General features: G+C 70.9%; 29 protein-coding genes. 14 read left to right on the top strand and 15 right to left on the bottom strand.

From position 1 onward, the window contains the following. Positions 1-107: 107 nt before the first annotated feature. A complete protein-coding gene (gene ilvC, locus ACK4YQ_RS06985; protein WP_409609722.1) occupies positions 108-1,127 on the bottom strand; it encodes a ketol-acid reductoisomerase in 1,020 nt (339 codons plus the stop codon). A 154-nt stretch (positions 1,128-1,281) separates the two neighbouring features. Continuing rightward, complete coding sequence (locus ACK4YQ_RS06980) at positions 1,282-2,019, bottom strand: RcnB family protein (protein WP_409609720.1); 738 nt, start codon at positions 2,017-2,019, stop codon at positions 1,282-1,284. 162 nt (positions 2,020-2,181) lie between these two features. Between ACK4YQ_RS06980 and ACK4YQ_RS06975 the strand changes: the two genes are divergently transcribed. Then, positions 2,182-2,736 carry a DUF924 family protein gene (locus ACK4YQ_RS06975; RefSeq protein WP_409609718.1) on the top strand — a complete coding sequence of 185 codons (555 nt, stop codon included), beginning with the start codon at positions 2,182-2,184 and terminating at the stop codon, positions 2,734-2,736. Here ACK4YQ_RS06975 and ACK4YQ_RS06970 read toward each other — a convergent pair whose 3' ends face one another. Continuing rightward, on the bottom strand, positions 2,737-3,024 hold the full coding sequence (locus ACK4YQ_RS06970) for a hypothetical protein (protein ID WP_409609716.1): 288 nt from the start codon (positions 3,022-3,024) through the stop codon (positions 2,737-2,739). Positions 3,025-3,194: 170 nt separating this feature from the next. Between ACK4YQ_RS06970 and ACK4YQ_RS06965 the strand changes: the two genes are divergently transcribed. Next, positions 3,195-4,040, top strand: coding sequence for a thymidylate synthase (locus ACK4YQ_RS06965; protein WP_409609714.1), 846 nt, complete (start codon positions 3,195-3,197; stop codon positions 4,038-4,040). A 26-nt stretch (positions 4,041-4,066) separates the two neighbouring features. On the opposite strand, the gene ACK4YQ_RS06960 is transcribed toward ACK4YQ_RS06965, so the two are convergent. From ACK4YQ_RS06960 to ACK4YQ_RS06950, 3 genes are read right to left on the bottom strand one after another with little or no spacing between them, the layout of a single operon-like run. Beyond that, positions 4,067-5,725, bottom strand: a complete 1,659-nt coding sequence (locus ACK4YQ_RS06960; protein WP_409609712.1) for an N-acyl-D-amino-acid deacylase family protein — start codon at positions 5,723-5,725, stop codon at positions 4,067-4,069. A 2-nt stretch (positions 5,726-5,727) separates the two neighbouring features. Continuing rightward, complete coding sequence (locus ACK4YQ_RS06955) at positions 5,728-5,970, bottom strand: hypothetical protein (protein WP_409609710.1); 243 nt, start codon at positions 5,968-5,970, stop codon at positions 5,728-5,730. Next, positions 5,967-6,179: a hypothetical protein gene (locus tag ACK4YQ_RS06950; RefSeq protein ID WP_409609708.1), complete on the bottom strand. Its 213-nt coding sequence runs from the start codon at positions 6,177-6,179 to the stop codon at positions 5,967-5,969. Before ACK4YQ_RS06950 ends, ACK4YQ_RS06955 begins: the two co-directional genes overlap by 4 nt. Before the next feature lie 98 nt (positions 6,180-6,277). Here ACK4YQ_RS06950 and ACK4YQ_RS06945 point away from each other — a divergent pair, with 98 nt between their 5' ends. From ACK4YQ_RS06945 to ACK4YQ_RS06935, 3 genes are all read left to right on the top strand, one after another. Continuing rightward, positions 6,278-6,802: a dihydrofolate reductase gene (locus ACK4YQ_RS06945; RefSeq protein ID WP_409609706.1), complete on the top strand. Its 525-nt coding sequence runs from the start codon at positions 6,278-6,280 to the stop codon at positions 6,800-6,802. A gap of 94 nt (positions 6,803-6,896) precedes the next feature. Next, positions 6,897-7,808, top strand: coding sequence for an SMP-30/gluconolactonase/LRE family protein (locus ACK4YQ_RS06940; RefSeq protein ID WP_409609704.1), 912 nt, complete (start codon positions 6,897-6,899; stop codon positions 7,806-7,808). Between the two features lie 275 nt (positions 7,809-8,083). Continuing rightward, entirely contained in the window at positions 8,084-9,646 is a 1,563-nt protein-coding gene (locus tag ACK4YQ_RS06935) for a reprolysin-like metallopeptidase (RefSeq protein WP_409609702.1), read from the top strand. Positions 9,647-9,681: 35 nt separating this feature from the next. On the opposite strand, the gene ACK4YQ_RS06930 is transcribed toward ACK4YQ_RS06935, so the two are convergent. The 3 genes from ACK4YQ_RS06930 to ACK4YQ_RS06920 form a co-directional block, all read right to left on the bottom strand. Beyond that, positions 9,682-10,032: a DUF2200 domain-containing protein gene (locus ACK4YQ_RS06930; protein ID WP_409609700.1), complete on the bottom strand. Its 351-nt coding sequence runs from the start codon at positions 10,030-10,032 to the stop codon at positions 9,682-9,684. Between the two features lie 25 nt (positions 10,033-10,057). Then, positions 10,058-10,558 carry a hypothetical protein gene (locus tag ACK4YQ_RS06925; protein WP_409609698.1) on the bottom strand — a complete coding sequence of 167 codons (501 nt, stop codon included), beginning with the start codon at positions 10,556-10,558 and terminating at the stop codon, positions 10,058-10,060. 141 nt (positions 10,559-10,699) lie between these two features. Continuing rightward, on the bottom strand, positions 10,700-11,800 hold the full coding sequence (locus ACK4YQ_RS06920; protein ID WP_409609696.1) for an NADH:flavin oxidoreductase: 1,101 nt from the start codon (positions 11,798-11,800) through the stop codon (positions 10,700-10,702). Positions 11,801-11,941: 141 nt separating this feature from the next. On the opposite strand from ACK4YQ_RS06920, the gene ACK4YQ_RS06915 reads away from it, so the two are divergent. Together ACK4YQ_RS06915 and dmeF are read left to right on the top strand one after the other, a co-directional pair. Further along, positions 11,942-12,217 (top strand): metal/formaldehyde-sensitive transcriptional repressor, encoded by a 276-nt coding sequence (locus ACK4YQ_RS06915; RefSeq protein WP_409609694.1) that lies wholly within the window; start codon positions 11,942-11,944, stop codon positions 12,215-12,217. Between the two features lie 11 nt (positions 12,218-12,228). After that, entirely contained in the window at positions 12,229-13,233 is a 1,005-nt protein-coding gene (dmeF, locus tag ACK4YQ_RS06910; RefSeq protein WP_409609692.1) for a CDF family Co(II)/Ni(II) efflux transporter DmeF, read from the top strand. On the opposite strand, the gene ACK4YQ_RS06905 is transcribed toward dmeF, so the two are convergent. Further along, positions 13,224-14,363: a serine hydrolase domain-containing protein gene (locus ACK4YQ_RS06905; RefSeq protein WP_409609690.1), complete on the bottom strand. Its 1,140-nt coding sequence runs from the start codon at positions 14,361-14,363 to the stop codon at positions 13,224-13,226. The two genes, dmeF and ACK4YQ_RS06905, sit on opposite strands and share 10 nt — an antisense overlap. 196 nt (positions 14,364-14,559) lie before the next feature. Between ACK4YQ_RS06905 and ACK4YQ_RS06900 the strand changes: the two genes are divergently transcribed. The 4 genes from ACK4YQ_RS06900 to ACK4YQ_RS06885 are packed head-to-tail and all read left to right on the top strand — an operon-like array spanning position 14,560 to position 17,360. Beyond that, positions 14,560-15,237, top strand: a complete 678-nt coding sequence (locus tag ACK4YQ_RS06900) for an ABC transporter ATP-binding protein (protein ID WP_409609688.1) — start codon at positions 14,560-14,562, stop codon at positions 15,235-15,237. Continuing rightward, on the top strand, positions 15,234-16,520 hold the full coding sequence (locus ACK4YQ_RS06895; protein WP_409609686.1) for an ABC transporter permease: 1,287 nt from the start codon (positions 15,234-15,236) through the stop codon (positions 16,518-16,520). Before ACK4YQ_RS06900 ends, ACK4YQ_RS06895 begins: the two co-directional genes overlap by 4 nt. An 8-nt stretch (positions 16,521-16,528) precedes the next feature. After that, positions 16,529-17,017 (top strand): DUF3299 domain-containing protein, encoded by a 489-nt coding sequence (locus ACK4YQ_RS06890; RefSeq protein WP_409609684.1) that lies wholly within the window; start codon positions 16,529-16,531, stop codon positions 17,015-17,017. A gap of 28 nt (positions 17,018-17,045) precedes the next feature. Continuing rightward, positions 17,046-17,360 (top strand): hypothetical protein, encoded by a 315-nt coding sequence (locus ACK4YQ_RS06885; RefSeq protein ID WP_409609682.1) that lies wholly within the window; start codon positions 17,046-17,048, stop codon positions 17,358-17,360. A gap of 21 nt (positions 17,361-17,381) precedes the next feature. Here ACK4YQ_RS06885 and ACK4YQ_RS06880 read toward each other — a convergent pair whose 3' ends face one another. Beyond that, positions 17,382-17,750 carry a MerC domain-containing protein gene (locus ACK4YQ_RS06880; RefSeq protein WP_409609680.1) on the bottom strand — a complete coding sequence of 123 codons (369 nt, stop codon included), beginning with the start codon at positions 17,748-17,750 and terminating at the stop codon, positions 17,382-17,384. A 166-nt stretch (positions 17,751-17,916) separates the two neighbouring features. On the opposite strand from ACK4YQ_RS06880, the gene ACK4YQ_RS06875 reads away from it, so the two are divergent. Continuing rightward, entirely contained in the window at positions 17,917-18,339 is a 423-nt protein-coding gene (locus ACK4YQ_RS06875; RefSeq protein WP_409609678.1) for a YciI family protein, read from the top strand. A 61-nt stretch (positions 18,340-18,400) separates the two neighbouring features. On the opposite strand, the gene ACK4YQ_RS06870 is transcribed toward ACK4YQ_RS06875, so the two are convergent. From ACK4YQ_RS06870 to ACK4YQ_RS06855, 4 genes are all read right to left on the bottom strand, one after another. After that, on the bottom strand, positions 18,401-19,624 hold the full coding sequence (locus ACK4YQ_RS06870) for an acyl-CoA dehydrogenase family protein (protein WP_409609676.1): 1,224 nt from the start codon (positions 19,622-19,624) through the stop codon (positions 18,401-18,403). A 4-nt stretch (positions 19,625-19,628) separates the two neighbouring features. Continuing rightward, positions 19,629-19,919 (bottom strand): putative quinol monooxygenase, encoded by a 291-nt coding sequence (locus ACK4YQ_RS06865; RefSeq protein WP_409609674.1) that lies wholly within the window; start codon positions 19,917-19,919, stop codon positions 19,629-19,631. Between the two features lie 101 nt (positions 19,920-20,020). Next, on the bottom strand, positions 20,021-20,239 hold the full coding sequence (locus ACK4YQ_RS06860) for a hypothetical protein (RefSeq protein ID WP_409609672.1): 219 nt from the start codon (positions 20,237-20,239) through the stop codon (positions 20,021-20,023). A gap of 164 nt (positions 20,240-20,403) precedes the next feature. Then, entirely contained in the window at positions 20,404-21,099 is a 696-nt protein-coding gene (locus ACK4YQ_RS06855; RefSeq protein ID WP_409609670.1) for a TerB family tellurite resistance protein, read from the bottom strand. Between the two features lie 71 nt (positions 21,100-21,170). Between ACK4YQ_RS06855 and ACK4YQ_RS06850 the strand changes: the two genes are divergently transcribed. Continuing rightward, positions 21,171-24,770, top strand: a complete 3,600-nt coding sequence (locus tag ACK4YQ_RS06850) for a hydantoinase B/oxoprolinase family protein (protein WP_409609668.1) — start codon at positions 21,171-21,173, stop codon at positions 24,768-24,770. Positions 24,771-24,795: 25 nt separating this feature from the next. Further along, positions 24,796-25,446 carry a hypothetical protein gene (locus tag ACK4YQ_RS06845; protein WP_409609666.1) on the top strand — a complete coding sequence of 217 codons (651 nt, stop codon included), beginning with the start codon at positions 24,796-24,798 and terminating at the stop codon, positions 25,444-25,446. Positions 25,447-25,472 lie beyond the last annotated feature (26 nt).

Raw genomic sequence — 25,472 nt, 5'->3', positions numbered from 1 at the left:
CCCCGTCGTTTTCCTTGCGGCGCGCAAGGTGGCCGGCTTGCAGGCGCCCTGGCAACGAAAAAGGCCCGGGGTCGCCCCCGGGCCTTCGAGCTTTCTGGCGGCGCGCGTCAGTTGCGCGAGGTGTCCACCAGCTTGTTCTTGGTGATCCAGGGCATCATGGCGCGCAGGCGCTGGCCCACTTCCTCGATCTGATGCTCGGAGCCGCGGCGGCGGGTGGCCTTGAAGCTGGGCTGGCCGGCCTGGTTCTCCAGCATGAAGTCGCGCACGAAGCGGCCCGACTGGATGTCCTCGAGCACGCGCTTCATCTCGGCCTTGGTCTCGGGCGTGACGATGCGCGGGCCGGTGACGTACTCGCCGTACTCGGCCGTGTTGGAGATCGAGTAGTTCATGTTGGCGATGCCGCCCTCGTAGATGAGGTCGACGATCAGCTTCACCTCGTGCAGGCACTCGAAGTAGGCCATTTCCGGGGCGTAGCCGGCCTCGACCAGGGTTTCGAAGCCGGCGCGGATCAGCTCCACCAGGCCGCCGCAGAGCACGGCCTGTTCGCCGAACAGGTCGGTCTCGCACTCTTCGCGGAAGGTGGTCTCGATCACCCCCGAGCGGCCGCCGCCGATGGCCGAGGCGTAGGCCAGGCCGAAGTCGAGGGCGTTGCCGGTCGGGTTCTGGTGGACCGCGATCAGGCAGGGCACGCCGCCGCCCTTCTGGTATTCGCCGCGGACGGTGTGGCCAGGGCCCTTGGGGGCGACCATCAGCACGTCGATCGTCGACTTGGGCTCGATCAGATTGAAGTGGACGTTGAGGCCGTGGGCGAAGAGCAGGGCCGCGCCGTCCTTGATGTTGGGAGCGATCTCTTCGTTGTAGATGCCGCGCTGCAGCTCGTCGGGCGCCAGCACCATGATCGCATCGGCCCAGGCGGCGGCCTCGGCGACGCTCATCACCTTCAGGCCGTCGGCCTCGACCTTCTTGGCGGTGGCCGAGCCGGGACGCAGCGCGACCGCCACATTCTTCACGCCGGAGTCCACCAGGTTCAGCGCGTGGGCGCGGCCTTGCGAGCCATAGCCTACGATGGCGATCTTCTTGTCCAGGATGCGGGCGAGGTCGGCGTCGCGATCGTAGTAGACGCGCATGATTGTTCTCCTGAACTCGGTGTATGCCGCAGGCTTGCGCAAGAGCGCCGCGGCGAAGGCCGCGCTATCGACCGTTTTTTTGCCGAAAGGTCAAGCGAGCACGCGCCGCGCCGGGCATTCGGCCGCGCCCTGCCCGCGGGCGCGGCCGCCGAGCCTACCAGAAGAGGTCGTAGACCACCTGCACGACGCGGCCGTTGAAGCTGTCCACCAGGAGTGCGTCGTCGCCGACGCGCACCCAGTCGTAGCCCGCCGGCGGGATCGGCAGGCCGTAGCTCCACCAGTCGAGGATCCGGTACTGGGGCCCGTACCAGGTGTGCGGGAGCACGTCGCCGAAGCTCCAACTGAAGGCGTACCAGCCGGGCGGCGGACGGTAGGGCGCCACGCGGTAGCGGTGCGGGATGCGGTAGACGGGGGGATAGTAGCGCCGGTCGTAGCGGGGACGGTCGCGCTCGCCCGGCCGGCGGCCGTCGTTCCAGCGGTGGTCATCCCAGCGGCGGTTGTCGTCGTGGCGGCGATCGTCGTTCCAGCGATCGTCATTCCAGCGGCGGTCGTCGGGACGGCGGTTCCAGTCGTGGCCGCCGCCGCCGCGATGCGCCTCCGGCGGGCGCGGCGCAGGCGGCGCCTGGGGCGCGGGACGGGCCTGGGGCGCGGGGGGCGGCTGATCGCGCACGATCACGCCGGCGCGGCCGGCGCGGCGGGGTTCGGGCGCCGGCGGCGGGGGAGCCGCGTGGCGCTCCTGGGCCCCCGCCTGGCGTTCGGCCCGCTCGGGCGAGCCCTGCGGATGGTCGCGGAACTGCTGGCCGGCCCGGCCGGTCCTTTCCTGGGCCAGGGCCTGGCCGGCCGTGGAGGCCAACAGGGCGGCGGCCAGGGCGGTCGTGATGACCTTCTTCATCGTCTTTTGCATCCCAGCGGCCGGCGCGGAAGGCGAGCGGCCGGTTTGGTCCCTTCGTTAATCCTTGTGAACGGTCGAGGCTGAACCGGGGTTGAACGGACGGCCCCGGCGCGGGACATAGGCGGCCGGCCTGGAAGGCCGGCACGGCAGGAAGGACGAACGATGGCGGCGGCTCCACAGGACGTGGTGGGCTTCTGGCGCGAGGCCGGCCCCAAGAAGTGGTTCGCCAAGAGCGAGGCCTTTGACGAGGCGCTGCGGCTGCGGTTCGAGCCGGTGCACCACGCCGCCGCCCGCGGCGCCTATGACGGATGGGCCGCCACGCCGGAGGGGGCGCTGGCGCTGCTGCTGCTGCTGGACCAGATCCCGCGCAATCTCTACCGCGGCTCCGGCCACGCCTTCGCCACGGACGGCAAGGCCCGCGCGATCGCCCGCGCGGCCTGGGACGCGGGCCACGACCGGCAGGTGGAGGCCCAGCTCCGCCCCTTCTTCTATCTGCCCTTCGAGCACTCGGAAGACCCGGCTGACCAGGCCTTCAGCGTGCGGCTGTACACGCGCCTGCGCGACGAGACCGGCGACGAGGAGTCGCTGAAGTGGGCGGTCCTGCACGAGGAGATCATCGCCCGCTTCGGCCGCTTCCCCCACCGCAACGCCGCCCTGGGGCGCACGACGACGCCGGAGGAGCAGGTGTTCCTGGACGAGGGCGGCTTCTCCGGCTGATCAGTTGCCGCGGGAGAAGGTGGTGTTGACGGCCTTCTGCATCTCGCCAAAGCCGCGCTCGGACTCTTCGGTCCGGCGGGCGATGTCCTCCTGCGTCATGCAGACGCGCTTGCCGAAGCGCGAGCCGGTGGGCGTCTCGACCCGGCAGACCATCTTGGTGCGCCGCTGCCCGGGCTTCAGGTCGGCGTCGGCGGCGGCCTGGACCGTTCCCTCCCCTTGAGCTGCAACGTCCGCGGCGGCGGGCTGAGAAGCGGCGAACAGGACGAGGGCGGACAGAAGGGCGCTCATCGGCGGTCTCCGGGCTGGCGGCGCCGAAGCTGGCGTCCAGATCACTGTTACTAGCGCACGCCGCAATGTCGCCGCAATACAACTGTGGATGCGCATGCCCCCGCCAGCGGCGGATTGCGGCCGCCTGCGCGCGCGAGCACGCTGCAAGGACACACCGGACTGATTCGCCCATGAACGCGCCCGTCGCCCTCGCCGAACCCTATGTCGCGCCGGCCGACCATCCGGAGCGGCAGTACCTGGCCCTGCTGCAGGACATCCTCGACAGCGGCGTGCAGCGCGGCGACCGGACGGGCGTGGGCACCCTGGGGGTGTTCGGCCGGCAGATGCGGTTCGACCTGGCGCAGGGCTTTCCGCTGCTGACCACCAAGAAGCTGCACAGGAAGTCGATCATCCTGGAGCTCCTGTGGTTCCTGCGCGGCGACACCAACGTGCGCTGGCTGCAGGAGCGCGGCGTCAGCATCTGGGACGAATGGGCCGACGAGGCGGGCGAGCTGGGGCCGGTCTACGGCAAGCAGTGGCGCTCCTGGACGGCGCCGGACGGGCGGGTGATCGACCAGATCGCCGGCGTGGTCGAGAGCCTGAAGACCAACCCGCACAGCCGCCGCCACATCGTCTCGGCCTGGAACCCGGCGGAGGTGGACGACATGGCCCTGCCGCCCTGCCACTGCCTGTTCCAGTTCTTCGTCGCCGACGGCAAGCTGAGCTGCCAGCTCTACCAGCGCTCGGCCGACGTGTTCCTGGGGGTGCCGTTCAACATCGCCTCCTATGCGCTCCTGACCCTGATGATGGCCAAGGTGGTCGGACTGGCGCCGGGGGAGTTCGTGCACACCCTGGGGGACGCGCACCTTTATCTGAACCACGTCGAGCAGGCGCGCCTGCAGCTCGCCCGCGAGCCGCTGGCCCTGCCGCGGATGGTCCTGGCCGACAAGCGCGACCTGGCGGCGTTCGAGTACGAGGACTTCAAGCTGGAGGGCTACAAGGCCCACCCCTCCATCGCCGCGCCGATCGCCGTCTGAGGGCGGCGCGCGCCGCCCTTTTCAGATCAGGTGCAGATCACCCCGGCCCTGGCGTCGGTGTAGGCGCCGTCGGCGTAGGCCACCTGGCCATTCACCAGCACCACATGCACGCCCGCGGCGTCGCGCACGTAGCGCATCCCCTCGCCCGGCATGTCGAAGATGGGACGCTCCTCGCCCCGGGCGATCGTCGCGGGGTCGAACACCACCACGTCGGCGGCCCAGCCGGGCTCCAGGCGGCCGCGGTTCTTCAGGCCCCAGATCTCGGCGGTGTCGGAGGTGATCTTCTTGACCGCGCCTTCCAGGGTGAGGTGGCCGGTGCGGCGAACGAACTCGCTGAAGAGATAGCCGGTGTCGCCGTAGGTGGCGAAGGAGGCCAGGTGCGCCCCGCCGTCGCTGGCGCCGATGTGGACCAGGGGATCGGCCAGCAGCACGCCGACCCGGTTGGAGGAGTCGTGGCCCATGTTCGCCGAGAGGAACGCCACGTCGAGGCCGTTCTCCAGGGACAGCTCGATCAGCGCCCGGGCCGGCGCCTGCCCGCGGAGCGCGGCGACCTCGGCCAGGGTCTTGCCGACCAGCTCGGGCGGGGCGCGGTCGCCGCCGCGCACCACCAGGCGGCCCATGCGGGCGAGGCCGCCGTCGGGGCCCGCCTCCGCCACCAGCCGCTCGACGGCGGCCGGATCGCGCAGGGCGGCGATTCTCGCCTCCAGCGGCAGGCGCAGGGTGCGCACCCAGCTCGGCATCGAGGCGAAGTAGAGGCTGGGCCGCAGCAGCGAGAACGACAGGTCGATGGGGCGCGTCTGCACCTGGGGCCACACGCGCGCGCCGCGGGCGCGCTGCTCGGCCACCCGGGCCATGGCGCGGGGCACGTTGTCGGGATTGTTCACGCTGTCGAACAGGGGCGAGAACGTCGTGGGGATGCCGTGCTTCAGCGACAGTTCGGCCAACTGGTCGATGCGCGCGATGGTGATGTCGGTGGCGTAGAACTCCGGCACGATCTGCAGCATCCGGCCGTACTCACCGAGCACCGCGGCCAGGGCGTCGAGTTCGGCGGAATCGGCGAAGCGGCTGGGCACCGGCCGGGCGTTCTCGTCCACGTCCACGAAGCTGGTGGACAGGCCCACCGCGCCGGCCTCAAGGCACTGGCGCAGGAGGTCCTGCATGGCGGCGATCTCGTCCGGGGCGGCCGCGCGCTGCTGCGAAGCCTCGCCCATCACCCAAAGGCGGATGACGCTGTGGCCGACAAGCGGGGCGACGTTGATCGCCAGGGACCGGGCGATGGCGTCGCGGTAGCCCTCGAAGCTCTCCCAGCTCCACTCGAAGGCGACGGTGAAGGCTTCGGGCGGCATCTCCTCGATCTGCTGGAACATGCCGACGACCTTGCGGCGGTCCTCGGCCTTGAGCGGCGCCAGCGACAGGGAGCAGTTGCCCGGCACGATGGAGGTGATCCCGTGCTCGAGCGCCGGCTTGGCCGCGCCGTCCCACAGGAGCTGGACGTCGAAATGGGTGTGCGGGTCGATGAAGCCGGGGGCCACGACGCGGCCTTCGGCGTCGATCACCCTGGCGGCCGAGCCGGACAGGGCGCCGATCTCGGCGATCTTGCCGTCCTTGACGGCCACGTCCGCCCGGAAGCCGGGGCGGCCGGCGCCGTCGACCACAAGGCCGTTCTTGATCAGCACGTCGTACATGGTCAGAGCCCTTCCAGGATCCGGCGCCAGGGCTGGCCAGCCAGGCCGGCCGCATCGCTGGCGCCGCAGACAGTCATCAGGTGAAAGCCCAGCTCGGCGTCGAGCGAGACGGATTCGCGCGCGCCGTTGGGGTGGAGCAGGGCGACGATCAGTTCAGCCTCGCCGTCGTGGCCGGGCCCGACCGCGGCCGAGACGATGACCGCCTCGGGCGGCGGATCGGCGGCGATGCGGCCAGGCGCGGTCATGCCAGCGGCGGCTCGACGAAGACGACGTCGCTGCCCAGGAGCAGGCCCCGGGGTTTGCGCATGGCGAAGATGTGCAGGTTCCAGCCCTTGATCTGCTCCTTGGCCGACTCCAGCGGCTCGCCGGGCATGGCGCGGGCGGCCAGAGCCTCCAGAGTCTCGTCGGGCCGAGGCGTGACGAAGCGCCTTTGCCGGGTCAGGGTCGTTTCCACCGCTCGCTCTCTTCTTGAAACGCGTTACAAGAATATTTGACCGGGATCGCCGCCGGATCAATGGCGAACTTGGCCGCCGTCGCGCGGCGGGCTAATCGATGGCCATGCCCGACGTGATCCTGACTGCAGGCCCGATCGCCCGCGACCGCAACGGCGTCATCGGCCGGGGCGGCGCCCTGCCCTGGCGGCTGAAGACCGACATGGCCCATTTCCGCGCCGTGACCATGGGCAAGCCGGTGATCATGGGCCGCAAGACCTGGGAGAGCCTGCCCAAGAAGCCGCTGGTCGGGCGCACCAACATCGTGCTGTCCCGCGACGGCTCGTTCGAGCCGAAGGGCGCGATCGCGTGCGAGGACTTCGCCGAGGCCGTGGGGATCGCCCGCGAACAGGCCCGCGACGACGAGGCCGGCGAGGTCTGCGTAATCGGCGGGGCCTCGCTGTTCGCCCTGGCCCTGCCCCGCGCGCGGCGGATCTACCTGACCGAGGTCGACGCCGAGGTGGAGGGCGACGTACACCTGGCCCCGTTCGACGAGGCCGCCTGGACCGAGGTGCGCCGCGAGGCCCACCCGGCCGGCGAAGGCGACGAGCATCCATTCGTCATCAGGGTCCTCGAACGCCGCTGAGCCCCGGAGGCCTCGCATGCCCCTTGCGGCGCCCCCACGGCGCCCGCCTATAGTCGCGCCCGCTCAACGACAGGCTGCAAGAGGACGCGACAGGATGGACGCCCAGGTCATCGCCGAGGGGTTCGAATTCCCCGAAGGCCCCATCGCCATGAACGACGGCTCGGTGATCCTCACCGAGATCAAGGGCCAGCGACTGACCCGCGTCACGCCCGACGGACGCAAAGAGACGGTGGTCGAGACCGGCGGCGGCCCGAACGGGGCGGCGATCGGGCCGGACGGGGCGATCTACATCACCAACAACGGCGGTTCCTTCCAGTGGCTGGAGAACCAGGGGATGACCATCCCCGGCCCGACGCCGCCGAGCCACGCCGGCGGCATGATTCAGCGCTTCGACCTGAAGACCGGAGAGCTGAAGACCCTCTACGACTCCTGCGACGGCAAGCGCCTGATCGGGCCCAACGACATCGTCTTCGACAAGCAGGGCGGCTTCTGGTTCACCGACCACGGCTGCTCAACCCCCGAAGGCCGCAAGTTCGGCGCGCTCTACTACGCCAAGGCCGACGGCTCGCACATCAGCCGCCAGCGCGACCACATCATCTCTCCCAACGGCGTAGGCCTGTCGCCGGACGAAAAGGTCGTCTATGTGGCCGACACCCAGCTGGGGCGGCTTTGGGCGTTCGACGTCGCCGAGCCGGGCGTGCTTGCGCCGCAGGAGGGCTTCGGCCCGGGCCGGGTGGTCTGCAACCTGCCGGGCTATCAGCTTCTCGACAGCCTGGCGGTGGAAGCCTCGGGCAAGGTGTGCGTGGCGACCATCATCAACGGCGGCGTGACCGCGTTCGACCCGGACGGCTCCACCGAACACTTCCCCTTCCCGGACCTGATCGTGACCAACATCTGCTTCGGGGGCGCCGACATGCGCGACGCCTGGGTCACCTGCTCGGCCACCGGCAAGCTGATGAAGGCCCGCTGGCCCCGGCCCGGCCTTAAGCTGAACTTCAACGCCTGACCTTCAGCGGCGGGGCCGACCGCCCCGCCCCTTTTCCCCCTCGACCCGTCCGACGCCGAAGCGCCGGCCAACCGCGCATGCTCCGCATCCGACAACCTTAAGGGATGCGCGCAAACAAGCTTCACCTTTACGTCGTGATCCCGGCCCGGTAGTTGCAACCGGAAGTCATAGTTGGATCGATTTCGTCCACCATGACGAGACGGCGGGCGCTGGGCCGGAAGGACCAGCCGAGGGGGAAAGACGAGATGGGTATTGCGACGCCAGCGACATCGGTGATGCAGCCGACGGGCGATCTGTTGATCGACGTGGCGATCTCCGGCCTGCGATGGAACCTCGACGGCAGCCGAACCCTCGATTTTTCGCTATCGGGCGGATTCGAAGGCGAGCGCTGGTCCGACCCGGCCGCCGCAACCGCCGCGGTCGCGGCGGCCCTCGATATCTTCTCGGAATACGCGAACATCAACTTCAACTTCCTGGGCGTGTTCGACGATCCGGCCGCGGCGGCGAGCGCAGGCAGCGAGATCAACGTCTTCCTCGACGCCAACAATGCGCACGTGCCGGTGGACTATTGGGGCGTCGGCCTGTTTCCGGTGAGCGCGTGGGATTCGATCTATCAGGGCGCTCCAGGCGACGTGATCCTGAGCGCAGCCGAAGGCGGCGACGACATCGGCTCCTTCGACCTCGGCAGCGCCGGCTGGGCGTTGCTGCTGCATGAGATCGGGCACGCCCTGGGCCTGAAGCACCCGCACGACGACGGGGGCACCGGCTATCCGACCTTCAGCGACGTCGGCCTGGAAGACCTGGACCACGACTGGTTCTCGATCATGTCCTACGAGGACGACTACAGCGAGGACCTGCTGCACTTCAATCCGGCCACGCCGATGCTCGTGGACGTGCTCGCCCTGCAGTACCTCTATGGTCCCAACATGTCGGCCAACCTGGGCGATACGACCTATTCGATCCGGGCGGTGGGCGTCTACGGCACGATCTGGGACGCGGGCGGGATCGACACCCTCAGCGCGGCGACCTCCGGCTACGGCTGGGAGATCGTCCTGCCCGACCGGGCGTTCTCCACGCTCATCCCGTCCCCCGTGGGCTCGGCCGTGCCCCTTGTGGAGGCCGGCCTGGACTCGCCGGGCACCCTCTACTGGCTGCTGGGAGACCTTGAGAACGTCACGGGCTCGGCCCTCGGCGACGACATCCTGGGCAACCAGGCGGCCAACCGCCTGCTGGGCGGCGGCGGCGGCGACACCATCTCCGGCGCCGCGGGGGCGGACACGATTGTCGGCGCGAACGGCTCCAACTACCTGCGCGGCGACGAAGGCGACGACAGCCTGACGGGCGGGGTCGGCTTCGACGACATCAACGGCAACATGGGCGCCGACACCGCGAGTGGCGGCGAGGGCGGCGACTGGGTCGTCGGCGGCAGGGACGGCGACGACCTGCACGGCGACAACGGCAATGACATCGTCTACGGCAACATGGGCGCGGATACCTGCTTCGGCGACACGGGCGACGACTGGGTCCGCGGCGGCAAGGACGACGACATCATCTACGGCGGCGCCGGCGACGACTGGATGTCCGGCGACATAGGGAACGACACGATCAGCGGCGGCGCGGGCGCCGACATCTTCCACACGTTCGGCGAGGCCGGCGTCGACAAGGTGTACGACTTCAAGCTCAGCGAAGGCGACCGGGTGCTGCTCGAGCCCGGGACAGTCTACTCCGTGGCGCAGATCGGCGGCGATGTGGCCATCACGATGGGAGGCGGCGGCCAGATGATCCTGGTCGGGGTGTCCCTTTCGGCGCTCACGGGAGACTGGATCTACGGCGCGTGACGGGAGCGGGGCCGGGCGTGCGCGTCCGGCCGCGCCTAGGCGCGCAGGATCTTGGCCATGGCCTTTCCCTTGGCGAGCTCATCGACCAGTTTGTCGAGATAGCGGATCTCGCGCATCGTGGGTTCGCTGACCTCTTCCACGCGAACGCCGCAGACCACGCCGGTGATCAGCGCGCGGGACGGGTTCATCCTGGGGGCCTGTTCGAAGAAGGCCTCGAAGCTGGTCCCGGCCGCGAGCTGGTCGTCGAGCGCCCTGGCGTCGTAGCCGGTCAGCCAGCGGATGATCTCGTCGACCTCGGCCTTGGTGCGCCCCTTCTTCTCGGCCTTGGCGACGTAGTGGGGATAGACGCTGGCGACGCTGGCCGAGCAGATCCGATGCTTGCTCATGAGTCCTCCCGGCCGGTCCGGCGCCTCAGAAGGTGGCGTTGGCGGCGAGCACGCAACTCGCCTGGCCGTCGGCGACGGCCACCGTCGCTGGATGTCCGACGCCGGGCTGGAAACGAAACACGCCCTTTTCGGTTGCGACCTCCACCAGGATCGGCGCCGAGAACTGGCAGAGCTGCACGAAGTCCTCGCCGGACTTGCCGCCGGCGGCCACGGCCGAGCAGTCCGCATGGCCGGCGCGGCGGGCGAAGCGCACGCCGTTGAACACCAGCGCCTTCTGCGGCGCGAAGTCCGGGTTGGCCCAGGCGCCGGAGAAGCCCTTCGGACAGGGCGGGCCCTTCAGCTCCGAGACCCTGGCGGCCGCCGTGGCCTCGGCGATCGCCCGGGCATGGGTGCGGCTCTGGCCGACGAACAGAGTGACCAGCACCGCCGTCAGTCCCGCCACCACGAGGACGATCGGCCCCCACCGGCGCAGAGGTCCGCCTGAGAAACCGCCCGCCGCACGCGCCCCCGAACGCAACTGCGCCATTACTCGCTCCCTGCTGAACCGCAGCGCCATCAGGCACAGGGGCGCCGCCGCGATCAAGGGCGCGGCGGCCCGCAGCGGCCATTTGGCGCCGCAGAGGCGCCGGATGGACGGGGAGCGGCGCTACGCCGTCCCCGCCGGGTCCTAGCTGAGCGTCGCCAGGGCGGCGCGGTCGTAGCTCATCAGCTCGTTCGTGCGGCCTTCCTTGACCTTCAGCACCCACTCGGGGTCCTGCAGCAGGGCCCGGCCGACGCCCACGAGGTCGAAGTCGCCCCGGTCGAGCCGGCGTTCCAGCTCGTCCAGGGAGGCGGGCTGGCTCTGCTCGCCGCCCCAGGAGGCGATGAACTCGCCCGTCAGGCCGACCGAGCCGACCGTGATGGTCGGCACGCCGGTCAGCTTCTTGGCCCAGCCGGCGAAGTTCAGGTCCGAGCCCTCGAACTCCGGCTCCCAGAAGCGGCGCTGCGAGCAGTGCAGGATGTCGGCGCCGGCGTCCACCAGGGCGCCGAGCCAAGCCTCCAGCGCCTTGGGGTCGTGGGCGAGCTTGACCGCATAGTCCTGCTGCTTCCACTGGCTGATGCGGATGATCACCGGGTAGTCGGGGCCGACCGCCCGGCGCACGGCGCGCAGGATGTCGGCGGCGAAGCGGGCCCGGCCCGTGAGATCCTTCGAGCCATAGGCGTCCTCGCGGACGTTGGTGCCCTCCCAGAAGAACTGGTCGATCAGATAGCCGTGGGCGCCGTGCAACTCGACGGCCTCGAAGCCGAGGTCCTTGGCCGCGCGCGCCGCGTCGGCGAAGGCCGCGATGGCGTCGGCCACGTCGGCCTCGCTCATGGGCTCGCCGAACTGTTTTTCAGGCCGTGACAGACCGGAGGGGCTGTCATAGGGGCCGGGCGGGGTCCAGACCGGATCGCGGGTCTTGACCGCGCCGACGTGCCAGAGCTGCGGGGCCATCACCCCGCCGGCCTCATGCACCTGGTCGATCACCCGCTTCCAGCCAGCCAGCTCCTTCTCGCCGTGGAAACGCGGCACGTTCGGGTCGTTCAGCGAGGCCGGACGGTTCACCCCCGTGCCCTCGGAGACGATCAGCCCGACCTCGGCGGCGGCGCGGCGGCGGTAGTACTGGGCCACCTGTTCGGTGGGCACCCCGCCGGGCGAGAACGAGCGCGTCATCGGCGCCATGACGATGCGGTTCTTGAGGCGGAGCCCCTTGAAGGCGAAGGGCTGGAAGAGGACGTCGGCGGCCATGGGAGCTCCATTCAAACACGCGTTTGGCGCGGTGTAGCCGAGCCCACGCCCGAAGCGGAGCCAAAAATTCTGGGACCGACGCCAGCGGAGGTTCCAGCCGCTGCTTCCGTCACGGTGGAATATGGTATAGGGGGGTATCCCATGGCGCATACAAAGACCCACAAGGACCCGCTGCTCGCCCGGGTCCGCCGGATCGCCGGGCAGGTGGCGGCGATCGAGAAGGCGATCACCGAAGAGGCGGGCTGCGCGGTCGTCCTTCACCAGGTCGCCGGCGTTCGCGGCGCGGTGATCGGGCTGATGGACGAACTGATCGAGGACCATGTGCGCGAGCACGTGGCCAAGCCTGGACTGAGCGAGGAGGCGCGCGCCGAAGGCGCGGAGGAGCTGATCGCCGCAATCCGTCGATACGCCAAATAGGAGCCCTCGCCATGTCGCTGGATTCCGAGCTCGAAACCCTGACCCACGACCACGTGTTCCTCGGCCGGGGGCATGACGACAACGCCCGGCGCACCCTGTGGGTGGTGGTCCTGACCGCCGTGATGATGGTGGGCGAGATCGTCGCGGGGGTGGCCTTCAACTCCATGGCGCTGCTGGCCGACGGCTTCCACATGGCCACCCACGCCGGGGCGCTCGGGGTCGCGGCGATCGCCTACGGCTACGCCAAGAAGCATGCCCGCAGCGGCCGGTACAGCTTCGGTACGGGCAAGATCGGCGACCTGGCGGGCTTCGCCTCGGCCCTAGTGCTCGGCCTGGTGGCGCTGGGCATCGCCGTGGAGTCGCTCGGACGGCTGTTGGAGCCGCAGACGGTGGCCTTCGGCGAGGCGACGGTCATCGCCGTGGCGGGCCTGATGGTGAACATCGCCAGCGCGATGCTGCTGGGCGGCGGGCATCACCACGGGCACGGGCACGGGCACGGGCACGGGCACGGGCACGGGCACGGACTTGGCCATGACCACCACGATCATGACCACCACGATCATTCGCACGATCGCGCCGGACATCATCACCACCATCAGGACAACAACATGCGCTCGGCCTATTTCCACGTCCTGGCCGACGCGCTCACCTCGGTGCTCGCCATCGCCGCCCTGCTCGGCGGACGTTACATGGGCTGGGTGTGGCTGGATCCGGTGATGGGCCTGGTCGGCGCCCTGGTGATCGCGAGCTGGTCATGGACCTTGATGCGCGACACCGCCGCCGTCCTCCTGGACGCCACGGACCCGCATCTGGAGGCGGAGATCCGCCAGGAGGTCGAGGGGCCGGGCGGCGCCCGGATCACCGACCTGCACGTCTGGCGCATCGGACCGGGCGCCCACGCGGCGATCGTCAGCGTGACGGGCGCCGACCAGGAGACGGTGCGCCGCAGACTGGCGCCGGTCCACGAGATCGCCCACCTGACCGTGGAGACGCGCCAGACGGCGCTTCAGGCGTAGGCCTGGGCCTCCAGGGCGGCGAACAGCTCCAGCACCCTGGGATCGCCGAACGGCAGGACCTGGCTCAGCATCACCCCGCCCTTCCCGGCCGCGCGGTCGACCCAGTAGTAGCAGTTGGCCAGGCCCGCCCAGGCCTGGCTGCCGGCGCTGCGGCCGGCGGGGCCCGGCTCTGGCGTCACCAGGCCGGTGAGGCCCCAGCCGGTGTGCATGTCTGGGAACAGGTCGACGTCGCGGGTCAGCGTCGGCTGGGCGGTGGTCCAGGCGCCGGCGCGCAGGGCGCCGGTGTGCACGCGGCTGGCCGCAGCCACGGTTTCGGGCGAGAGGATCCGCGCGCCGTCCAGCGCGCCGTCGTTCAGCAGCATGCGCACGAAGCGGGCGTAGTCGGAAGCCGTGGAGAACAGCCCGCCGCCCCCGGACCACACCTCCGGCTCGGTGGGCATGCCGAAGGGGATCGGCGCAAGGGCGCCGTCGGGAAGGCGCACGTGCATGCCCGCCCGCCGGGCGCTCTGGCCGGCGTCGGGGGCGAAGGTGGTGTCGTCCATGCCGAGCGGGCCCAGGATGTGCTCGCGGAAGTACGCATCCAGCGGTTGGCCGCTGGCCGCCTCGACCGCCAGGCCCGCCCAGTCGATGCCGACGCCGTAGCCCCAGGCCTCGCCCGGATCGAAGGTGAGCGGCAGCACGTAGTCGCTGCGGGCGCCGGTGTTCACCGTGGTCGCGCAACGCGCCACATCGTCCGACAGGAAGCCGTAGCTGAAGCCGGAGGTGTGGGTCAGGAGCTCGCGCAGGGTCGGCGCACGGCGCGCCGGCCTAAGGCGCGGGGCGCCGGCCTCGTCGAAACCCTCGACGACCTTCAGCGCGCCGAACTCCGGAAGAAGGCCGGTGAGGTCGCCCTCCAGGCTGAGGGCGCCGCGCTCCACGAGCTGCAGCGCCGCCACCGAGGTCACCGCCTTGGTCATGGAGGCGATCCAGAACACGGTGTCCAGGGTCATGGCCGCATCGCCGCCCGCCGCGCGCAGGCCCTGGGCGGTCTCGAACGTCGCGCCCTCGCGGTCGACCAGCACCGCCGTCGCGCCCGCCAGCTCCCCTGCCGCCACCGCCTGCTCCAGGCGGGCCGCGAACTCGATCGTCATGATGCATCCTCCCCAGGCCGATCCGGCCGGACGCGATCTTGGCCGCGCAGCCTCGCCGGCTCAATGGCCCAGGCGCACCCGCGCGGCGCCGGCTGCGCAACAACTGGGCAGAACCGCATTTTCCACGCCTGCGGGCGCGGAGCCCTCTCCCGCCGCTGACCGTTACGTTATACCATCCAACCGGTTGGAGGATGTGATGACGCTTGCCCCCACGGGCCCGATGCTGATCGAGGCGCGCGATCTCAGCTATCGCGTCGGCGGGCGCCTCATCATGGAGCTTGGCGCCTTCACCGCCGCGCGCGGGGAACACACCCTGCTGCTGGGCCCCTCGGGGAGCGGCAAGACCACCCTGATCAACCTTCTGACCGGATTGCGCACCCCAACCACCGGCCAGGTGTGGATCGACGGCCAGGAGATGAGCGCCCTGCCGGCGGGCGCGCGCGACGCGCTGCGCAAGCGCACCATCGGCCTGGTGTTCCAGACGCTGCGCCTGGTCTCGGCCCTGACGGTGCGCCAGAACCTGTCGCTCGCCCAGCACATCGTCCTCGGCCGCAGCGAAGCGGCCGAAATCGCCGAGTTGATCGAGCGCGTCGGGCTCTCGCACCGCGCCGACGCCCGCCCGCGCGAGCTCAGCCAGGGCGAGGCCCAGCGGGCGGCCATCGCCCGGGCGCTGTGCACCCGCCCAGCGCTGGTGGTCGCCGACGAGCCGACCTCGGCCCTGGACGACGCCAACGCCCAGGCCATGGCCGACCTCCTGCTGCGCAGCGCGGCGGCGACGGGAGCCACCCTGCTGATCGCCACCCACGACACGCGGATGAAGCAGCGCTTCGCACGGACGCTGGAGCTGAAGCCGGCGCTTCAGGCCGCCGCATGACCTTGGCCGGCCTCTCCCTCGCCTATCTGCGCGACCGCGCCCTCAACACCGCGCTCAATGTCCTTTTGCTGACGCTGGGGGTCGCCACCATGGTGATCCTGGTGCTGTTCTCGGCGCAGCTCGGCCAACGCTTCCAGCGGGACGCCGAGGGGATCGACCTAGTGGTGGGGGCCAAGGGCTCGCCCCTGCAGCTCATCCTCTCGAGCATCTATCAGGTGGACGCGCCGGTCGGGAACATTCCGCTGGAGACGGTGCGGACACTGCGCGCCGACCCGACGGTGGGCCAGGTGATCCCCCTGGCCCTCGGCGACAGCTTCCGCGGCTATCGGATCGTCGGCACCGAGCCGGCCTACATCGCCCACTATGGGGGAGAGCTGGCGGCCGGCCGGGGCTGGTCCCGGCCGTTCGAGGCGGTGATCGGCGCCGAGGTCGCCCGCCGCACCGGCGCCGAGGTCGGCCAGAAGTTCATCGGCTCCCATGGCTTGGCCGGCGGCGAAGGCGGCCACGAGCACGCCGAGACGCCGTTCACGGTGGTGGGCGTGCTGGCGCCCACGGGGACGGTGGCGGACCGGCTGATCCTCACCTCGGTCGAAAGCGTCTGGGACGTGCACGGCATCGACCATGACCAGCATGAGGACGAGCACGGGCATGAGGCCGAGCCCGCCCACCCGCATGAGGCCGCGCACGGCCCGCGAGCCGGCGCGCTCAACGCCTCCACCGCCCAGGGCCACGCCGAACCCGAAGTGACCGCGCTGCTTATAAAGTACCGCTCGCCCCTGGCGGCGGTGCGCCTGCCGAGCTTCATCAACAAGCAGACCAGCCTGCAGGCGGCGGCGCCGGCCGTGGAGATCACGCGGTTGCTGTCGCTGGTGGGAGTGGGGCTCGACGCGGTGCGTGGCTTCGCCGTGCTGCTGATCCTCACCAGCGGCCTGTCGATCTTCGTCGGCCTCTATACGGCCCTGCGCCATCGGGAGGGCGACCTGGCCATGCTGCGGGTGATGGGCGCGTCGCCGGCGGCCATCTTCGGTCAGATCCTGCTCGAAGGCGTGCTGCTCGCCGCGGCGGGCGCGATTCTGGGGCTGCTGGTGGGACACGGCGTCGTCGCCGTGGCGGGCTCCAGCTTCGCCCAATTGCGCGACATGGGCCTGTCGGCGATGCGCTTCGAACCGGCAGAGGCCCTCATCGTCCTGGCCGCCCTGGCCATGGGGGGCTTGGCCGCCCTCATCCCCGCCGCCAGAGTGTTTGGCGTCGACATCGCCGACACCCTCGCCCACGCCAGATAGAGGACCTCATGCTCCTGCGTCCCCTCCTCGTCGCGATGATGCTGGCGCTCGCCGCTCCGGCTCTGGCCGCCGTGCAGGCCCGGCCCGCGGCCCCGACGGAGAGCGTATGGAAGCCGGCCGACACCCCGCCGGGCGGGGTCGCCTGGTCGGTGCTGGAATCCACCAAGGAGATCACCCGCACCGGCAAGGACGGCTACATCTATTCCAAGCCGGCCTTCCCGCCCGCCGTGCAGGCGTTGAAGGGCAAGACGGTGAAGGTCTCCGGCTACATGATGCCGCTGCAGAACGGCGAGACCCAGACGCACTTCGTGCTTCTGGCCTATCCGCCTGACTGTCCGTTCCACCTCAACCCGGCCCCGACCCAGTTCATCGAGGTCAAGACCGGCAAGCCGATCCGCTTCGGCTATGGGGTCGTGACCGTGCAGGGCACGCTGCAGCTTCTCGGCGAGGACGAGGGCGGCGTCTTTTATCGAATCTACGACGGCCGGCCGAGCTGACCGCACGCATCACAGAGGGACGAAAGCCATGCGCGCACTGATCCTGTTCACCTGCGGCCTCACGCTGGCCGCCACCGGAGCGCAGGCCTGCGCCTCCTGCGGCGAGGCCGACTACGCCGCGGCCAGCGCCTACATCGACTATCGCGGCATGACGCCCGAGCAGCAGCGGGCCGCCGACGCCGCGGCCGCCGCCGAGGCCCGGGAAGCCGACATGAACAAGGCCCGCCTGGCCTTCATCAGCCGCTTCTCGATCGCCGTCGACGCGCCCCCGGCGCAGACCGCCCAGGCCGAACCCGACAGCGCCCCGGCCGAGCCCGCCGCCCAGACCGCAGAGCTGCAGTAGCCGACCCCGAAGGGGCCGCAATCAGGCGTGGTGGCGCCCCCGGCGCAGGTTGAGGCCGTGGCAGAGCGCCAGGCATAGCCCGCCGACGACCGTCATCGCCGTCTCCAGACCATGGGTCGGCGCAACGAAGGCGCCTGCCGCCAGCAGGCCGAGGCCGAACGCCGCCAGGCCGGCGAGCAGAGGCGACCGCCAGGCGCCCGATCGGCCGAGCGCGAAGGCGGACAAGGGCGCGGCGAGCGCCACGAACGCCACATGCACCCACTCGGCGCTGGCGAGCGAGCCGAGCATGGGCAGCGCGACCGCCGCCGCGGGCAGCGCCAGGCAGTGGATCAGGCACAGGCCCGACAGACCGATCGCCGATCGGTCGAGCAGGCGCAGAGAGTCGGACATGTGAACTCCGGAACTGATGCGGCTCTTTTATGTTATTTTATAACATAACGAGCAAGCGACTTCTGCGGTCCACGGAAAAATCGGATGCTAATGTCGGCTATCCCCGCCTGAGCTCGTCCTTGGGGCGACGAGGCGATCGGGCCTCCGCAATCAGAGGAGAAACGCCATGCGTGTGATGGTCATTGTGAAGGCGACCGCCGACAGCGAAGCGGGGCTGATGCCCTCCGCCGAAATGCTCGAAGCCATGGGCAAGTTCAACGAGGAGCTCGTCAACGCCGGCGTCATGCTGGACGGCGACGGCCTCAAGCCGTCCAGCCAGGGCAAGCGGATCGCCTTCGACGGGCCCAATCGCACGGTGATCGACGGGCCCTTCGCCGAGACCAAGGAGCTGATCGCCGGCTACTGGGTGTGGCAGGTGAAGGACATGGACGAGGCGGTCGCCTGGGCCAAGCGCTGTCCGAACCCGATGCCCGGCCCGAGCGAGCTGGAGCTCCGCCCGTTCTACGAGGAAGCCGACTTCGGCGAGGCGTTCACGCCGGAAATGGCCGAACGCGAGGTGCGCATGCGCGAGCAGCTGGCGGCGCGCTGAGGCCTTCCCGCCCCTCCCCGGCGCAGCGCGTCGGGGAGGCGGCGGTCAGGTCGGCCTGGGCCTAGAGCCCCAAGACCATCTTGGCCATGATGTTGTGCTGGATCTCGTTGGACCCGGCGTAGATCGAGGTCTTGCGGTAGTTGAAGTAGGTCGGCGCGACCGTGGCCGCGTAGTCGGGCCCGGCCCGGGGCACGTTGGTCTCGCCGCGCAGCTCGGCCCAGGTGTCGCGCACGAAGGGTTGGGCGTAGACGCCCGCCGCCTCCAGCGCCAGTTCGGTCACCGCCTGCTGCGCCTGGCTGCCTTCGAGCTTGAGCATGGACGAGGCCGCGCCCATCGCCTCGCCGGCCGCGCGGGCGGAGAACATCCGAAGTTCGGTGGCGTTGAGGGTGTCCACCTTGATCTGCATTTCCGCCAGCTTCCGCCGGAAATCCGGATCGTCGATCATGCGCCGGCCGCCGTCGGAGGCCTCCACGCTGGCGATCTTGCGCACCTTGTTGAGCTGGTTGGTCAGGCCCGCGGCGTAGGGATTTCCGCGCTCGAACTGCAGGAGGTACTTGGCGTAGGTCCAGCCCTTGCCCTCCTCGCCGATGCGGTTGGAGACCGGCACGCGGACGTTCTCGAAGAAGACCTGGTTGACCTCCTGGTCGCCCTCGGGCGGGCCGTCCAGGGTCGGGATCGGCGAGATGGTGATGCCGGGCGTCTTCATGTCCAGCAGCAGGAAGCTGATCCCCTGCTGGCGGATGCCCTCGACCGAGGTGCGGACCAGGCAGAACATCCAGTCGGCCCACTGGGCGTAGGTCGTCCAGATCTTGGAGCCGTTCAGCACGTAGTGGTCGCCGTCGCGCTCGGCCTTCAGGGACAGGGACGCAAGGTCCGAACCCGAGCCGGGCTCCGAATAGCCCTGGCACCACCAGACGTCGGTCGACAGGATCTTGGGCAGATGCTGGGCCTTCTGTTCAGGCGTGCCGAAGGCCATCACCACCGGGGCGCACATCTTCAGCCCCATGTTGGACGTCGACGGCGCGCCGGCCAGGGCCATCTCCATGTCGAAGATGTACTTCTGGGCCTGCGACCAGCCCGTGCCGCCGTACTCGACCGGCCAGTCGGGGGCGATCCAGCCCTTGTCGTACAGGCGCTTGAGCCAGCGGACCTGGCCCTCCTTGTCGATGTGGCCATTCTTCGACTGGGCCGACTTGGCCCGCATGTCGTCGTCGAAGGCTTCGGCGATGAAGGCCCGCACCTCGTCGCGGAACTTCAGGTCCTCGGGCGAGAAGTCCAGGTCCATGGCCCTACTCCACCGCGTCCAGGTATTCGATCTCGGGACGGCCGCCCATGCAGGGCCCCATCTTGGCGCCCGCGGCCTTGAAGTAGTCGGTGCCGCCGTGATGCTTCAGCGCGTCGGCGTCGGCGTACAGTTCCAGCACCTTGTAGACGGTGGGGTCGGTGCGGCTCTTGGTCAGCTGATAGACCAGGCAACCCGGCTCGTTCGCCTTAACCTGGGCCGTCAGGTCCTTGAAGATCGCCTCGAATTCCGCGCCCTTGCCGTCCTGGACCTTAAGGGTCGCCACCACGCCGATCATGTCGTCCTCCCAACGCCTGTTTGAACCGCGACGGTAGTCGGGCTTGGCGCGGGCGGCAAGCGGCCTTGGCCGCCGGTGAAGCGCGGGACGTGGGCGGCGCCCTAGCGGCGCTCGTTCCAGCCGTAGGCCACCCAGTGGTGGCCGCCCATGTGGTGGGCTTCGATCACGCCGTCGGCGCGCGGGCGCGACGTGCGTCGGGCGCGGAAGGCCAGGCCCGCCAGGGCGAGGAGCACGCTGGCGAGGACGGCGATCACCACGACGGTCGCGGCGAAGAACAGGGCGAGCATGGCGCCGATCGCGACGGCGGCCGCGGTGGCCAAGGCTCCGCCGACCGCGGCGAGGCTGCGGAACGCGGAACCGGGGCGGCGAGCGAATTCCCTGACCATATTGACCCTTTCGCCGATTTCTTACGGCCTGTCGATCATGTCGGCTCTGCGCCACCCATGATCAAGCATGCTAGCACCAATTCCTTCCAGATCCGACATCATGCCGCACCAGCGGGCGCCAGGGCCCGCCGCTCGCGCATGGCCGCATCGAAGGCCGCATTGATGGCCGCCGCCTTGGTCTCGGCCAGGGCGATGAACTCGGCCGGCAGGCCGCGGGCGCGCACTCGGTCGGGATGAGTCTCGACCAGCGCCCGCTTCCAGGCCTGGCGCAGCTCTTCGTCCGGGGCGTCGTGGGGCGTCTCCAGCACGGCGTAGGGATCGTCGGCCGCCAGGCCCAGGTGGGTCGCCTTCAGCCGGCGGAAGGTGAGCGGCGACATGGCGAACAGGTCCGACACCCGCTCCAGATAGGCCATCTCGTCGGCGGTCACCGCGCCGTCGGCGGTGGCGATGTGGAACAGGCCGTCCATCACATCTTCGAGAAGCTGCGGGCAGGAGCGATACCGCTTGGCCAGCCGCCGGGCGTAGCTTTCGAAGCCGCGGGTGGTCTGGCGGGCGAGTTCGTACAGCCGGCGCACGTCGCGCGCCGAGCGGCCCTCGGTCTGGAACACTTCGGAGAAGGTCTCGAACTCCAGGTCGTGCGCCCGGCCGTCGGCCTTGGCCAGCTTGGCGCCCAGCGCCGTGACCGCGGTCGAGAACGCAGGGTCCTCGCCCGGCAGGCCGGGAGGGCAGTCTGGGCAGTCCGCAAAGTCCGGACGCCGGACTGCGAGCCCTGCGATGTTGCGCCAGAAGCTCATGGGAGTAAGCGAAAGCCTAGAGTCGCGGCGGCTCGGTGACAACGACAATCAACCGCTTGAAAGGTTAAGTTTTGGACAGGCGCTATGGTTTCTGGATCGACCGCGGCGGCACCTTCACCGACGTGATCGGACGGTCCGAGGACGGCGCCGAAACCTCCCTTAAGCTGCTCTCCGCCTCCCCAGCCTATGAGGACGCCGCCGTCGAGGCCATGCGGCGCATCTTGAACGTGGCCCCCGGCGCGCCGTTCCCCGCCGATCGGGTGTCGTCGATCAAGATGGGCACGACCGTGGCCACCAACGCGCTCCTGGAGCGCCGCGGCGCGCGCACCCTGCTGGTGGTCACGCGCGGGTTCGCCGACGCCCTGACGATCGGCGACCAGGCCCGTCCGGACCTCTTCGCCCTGCGCATCGAGCGGCCCGCCCCCCTCTATGAAGCCGTGGTCGAGGCGGACGAGCGCCTGGGCGCCGACGGGGCGGTGGCGGCCGACCTAGACCGGGCGGGGCTGGCGGGCGAACTGCGGCGGGCGGTCGAGGCCGGCTTCACCGCCTGCGCCATCGCCTTCATGCACGCGGACCTCGATCCGCGCCACGAGCTGGCGGCGGGCGAGCTGGCCCGGGCGGCGGGCTTTTCCTTCGTGGCCTTGAGCCATGAGGTCTCCCCCCTGCCCCGCTTCATCCCTCGCGCCGAGACCGCCGTCGCCGACGCCTATCTGACGCCGGTGCTGCAGGACTACGTTGATCGGGTGGCCCGGGCGGTGGCCGGGGCGCCGCTCTATTTCATGACCTCCGCCGGAAGCCTGGTGCGCGCCGAAGCCTTCCGCGGCCGCGATGCGGTGGTCGCCGGCCCGGCCGGCGGCGTCGTGGGCGTGGCGAGGACGGCGGAGGCGGCGGGCGCGGCGGCGGTGCTCGGCTTCGACATGGGCGGCACCTCGACCGACGTGTGCCGCTATGCGGGCGCCCTGGAGCGGCGGGATTCCGCGAGGGTGGCCGGGGTGCGTCTGCGCAGCCCGATGCTGGACGTGGAGACGGTGGCGGCCGGCGGCGGCTCGGTGCTGGCCTTCGACGGCTTCCGCGCCCGAGCCGGCCCGGCCAGCGCAGGCGCCGACCCCGGCCCCGCCGCCTACGGCCGCGGCGGTCCAGCGACGGTGACGGACGCCAACCTCGTGCTCGGGCGGCTCGACCCGCGCCCCTTTCCGCAGGTGTTCGGTCCGGCGGCGGACGCGCCGCTCGACGTCGCCGCCGCCCGCGCGCGCCTGGAGGAGCTGGCCGGGGCGATGGGCGCCGAGAGCGTCGAGGCCGCGGCCGAGGGTTTCGTGGCGGTCGCCGTCGAGCAGATGGCCCAGGCGATCCGGCGCATATCCACCGAGCGCGGCTTCGATCCGCGCGAGCATGCGCTGACGGCGTTCGGCGGGGCGGCGGGCCAGGTCGCCTGCCAGGTGGCCGAGGCCCTGGGCGTGCGCGAGGTGCTCTGCCCGCGCTACGGCAGCGTGCTGTCGGCCTGGGGCATCGGCCAGGCGCGGGTGGCCGCCCTGCGCCAGGCCGGCCTGGAGCTGCCCCTCGGCCCCGAAGGGCTGGAGCGCGCCCGCACCCTCGCCATGGAGCTCGCCGCCGAGGCCGAAACGGCCCTGGCCGAGCAGGGCGCAAGCGCCGGCGAGGCCCGCGGCGTCCTTCGCCTGCGCTACGAAGGCGCCGACGCCGAGCTGCCGGTTCCGCTGGGCGAGGCGCACGAGGCCAGGGCCGCCTTCGAGGCGGGTCACCGCCGGCTGTTCGGCTTCGTGGAGCCGCAGCGCACGATCCTCATCGCGGCGGTCGAGGTGGAGGCGACGGACGGCCAAGGCCCGCCGCGGCCGTCCCTCGACGGCGCCGGCGGCGCGAGCGCGGCGGAAGGCGCGTGGGCGGCGGGCCCGGCGCGAGGGGACCTCGGCGCCATCCGCATGTTCGCCGCCGGCGGCTTCCACGATGCGCCCGTCATCGCGGCCGGCGGTCTGGGAGCCGTGGAGGGGCCGGCGCTGATCGTGCGCGGCGACACGCAGATCGCCCTGACGCCCGGCTGGCGCGCCGAGGCCCAGGACGACGGCCTGATCCGCCTGGTCCAGATCGGAGCGCCGGCCCGTGCCGAGGTCGCCCTGGACGCGCCTGACCCGGTCACGCTGGAGCTTTTCAACCGCCGCTTCATGGGCGTGGCCGAGGCCATGGGCGCGGCCCTGGAGCGGACGGCCCACTCGGTCAACATCAAGGAGCGGCTGGATTTCTCCTGCGCGCTGTTCGACGCCGACGGGGGGCTGGTGGCCAACGCACCGCACATGCCGGTGCATCTGGGCTCCATGGGCGCGAGCGTCAGGGCCGTGCGTGCGCGCCATCCGCGGCTGAGCCCCGGCCAGGCCTTTGCGCTGAACAACCCCTACGCGGGCGGCACCCACCTGCCGGACATCACGGTCGTCATGCCGGTGTTCATGCCGGAAGGGAGCGAGCCGGCCTTCTTCGTCGCCGCCCGCGGCCACCACGCCGACGTGGGCGGGGTTCAGCCCGGCTCGATGCCTCCGTTCTCGCGCACGATCGAAGAGGAGGGCGTGCTGCTGGACGCCCTGCCGATCATGGCTGACGGCGTCTTCCTGGAGGCGCAGACCCGCGCGGCTCTGAGCGCCGGGCGCTGGCCGGCGCGGGCGCCGGAGCGCAACCTCGCCGACCTGAAGGCGCAGATCGCCGCCTGCCAGGCCGGCGGCGCGGCGGTGGCGCAGATGATCGAGGCCTTCGGGCCGCAGGTGGTCGGCCGCTACATGACCTTCGTCCAGGAGAACGCGGCCGCCTGCGTGCGCCGCGCCGTGGGCCGGCTGGTGGACGGCGAGGCGCGCATGCCGATGGACGGCGGCGGCGAGATCGTGGTGCGCACCACGGTCGACGCGGCGCGGGGCGAGGCGGTGCTGGACTTCACCGCCTCGGCCGACCAGCTCGCCTCGAACTTCAACGCCCCCTCGGCCATCGTCGACGCCGCGGCGCTCTATGTGTTCCGCACCCTGGTGGACGACGACATCCCGCTGAACGCCGGCTGTCTTGAGCCGTTGCGGATCCTGACCCGGCCCGGCTCGATGCTGGCGCCCCGCCCGCCGGCGGCGGTGGTGGCCGGCAACGTCGAGACCAGCCAGCACGTGGTCGATGCGCTCTACGCCGCCCTGGGGGTGATGGCCAACGCGCAGGGATCGATGAACAACTTCACCTTCGGCGACGAGCAGCGGCAGTACTACGAGACCCTCTGCGGCGGCGCCGGCGCGAGCGCGGAAGCCGACGGCGCCAGCGCCGTCCACACCCACATGACCAATTCGCGCCTCACCGATCCGGAGATCCTGGAACGGCGCTTTCCCGTGCGGGTGGAGCTTTTCGCCGTGCGCCGCGGATCGGGCGGGACGGGCCTTCGCCGCGGCGGCGACGGCGCCGTGCGCCGCGTCCGCTTCCTGGCCCCGATGGAGGCGGCGCTGCTGTCCACGCGGCGCGAGCACGCGCCCCAGGGGCTGGCGGGCGGCGGCCCTGGCCGCCCGGGCGCGCAGCGTTTGATCAAGTCCTCAGGCGCGATAAAGGAGCTTCCCGGCTGTTTTTCCGTTACGGTCCAGCCCGGCGACGCGATCGAGATCGAAACCCCTGGGGGCGGGGGCTTCGGCCGGGTCCGCCGCCCCTGATCGAACGTCCCGAAGGTCCAAGTCCATGCCCGCGCTGCTTTTCGCCCTCGCCCTCCTCGCGGCAGACCAGCCCGCCGCCGCCGACGCCGCGCCCGCCTACCCTGTCGGCGCGCCGCAGGACGACTACGGCCTCGTCGCCTGGTGCTATGGGGCGCTCGGCGGCTATGTCGACCTGCACGACCAGGTGATGCCCGAGGTCACGCGCATCGAGAGCACCTATCGCCGGCCCGGCTCCAACCTGCAGGAGGACCTGAAGGTCTACGACGAGCTGCAGGTGACGAGCCGCAGCAATCTGGAGCTCTTCGCCCGCGCCATCGAGACGGCGGAGAAGGCCAGCATCAAGCCGATCAGCGAACGGGGAGCCGAGGCGGTCAAGAAGGGCCGCGCCGGATGGTCGGCGGCGGCCTCGATGAGCAAGGCCCGCGTCGCCCAGGAATGGATGAGCTGGGCCCTGCCGGCCGTCTGCGTCCCGGCCGCCGAACGGCTGGAGGCCAGGGCCAAGCTGCTGGGCGTGACCTTCGACGCCGCCGAGACGGGGCAAGCCCCCGCCGAACCCGCCGCCCCGGCCGACGCGGCGGCGCCCGCGCTCTCCGGAATCGACGCCCTGCTCGAGCCCTCCACCGACATCGGTTCTGCGAACGGGACGGCCGCCGAAGATTCGCAGCCCGCCCCCTAGGCGCCGCCGACGGGCCCCTGCCCTGC

It is taken from the genome of Phenylobacterium sp. (assembly GCF_046291545.1).
Lineage (GTDB): Bacteria > Pseudomonadota > Alphaproteobacteria > Caulobacterales > Caulobacteraceae > Phenylobacterium.
This window is presented reverse-complemented; position numbering and strand designations above follow the sequence as displayed.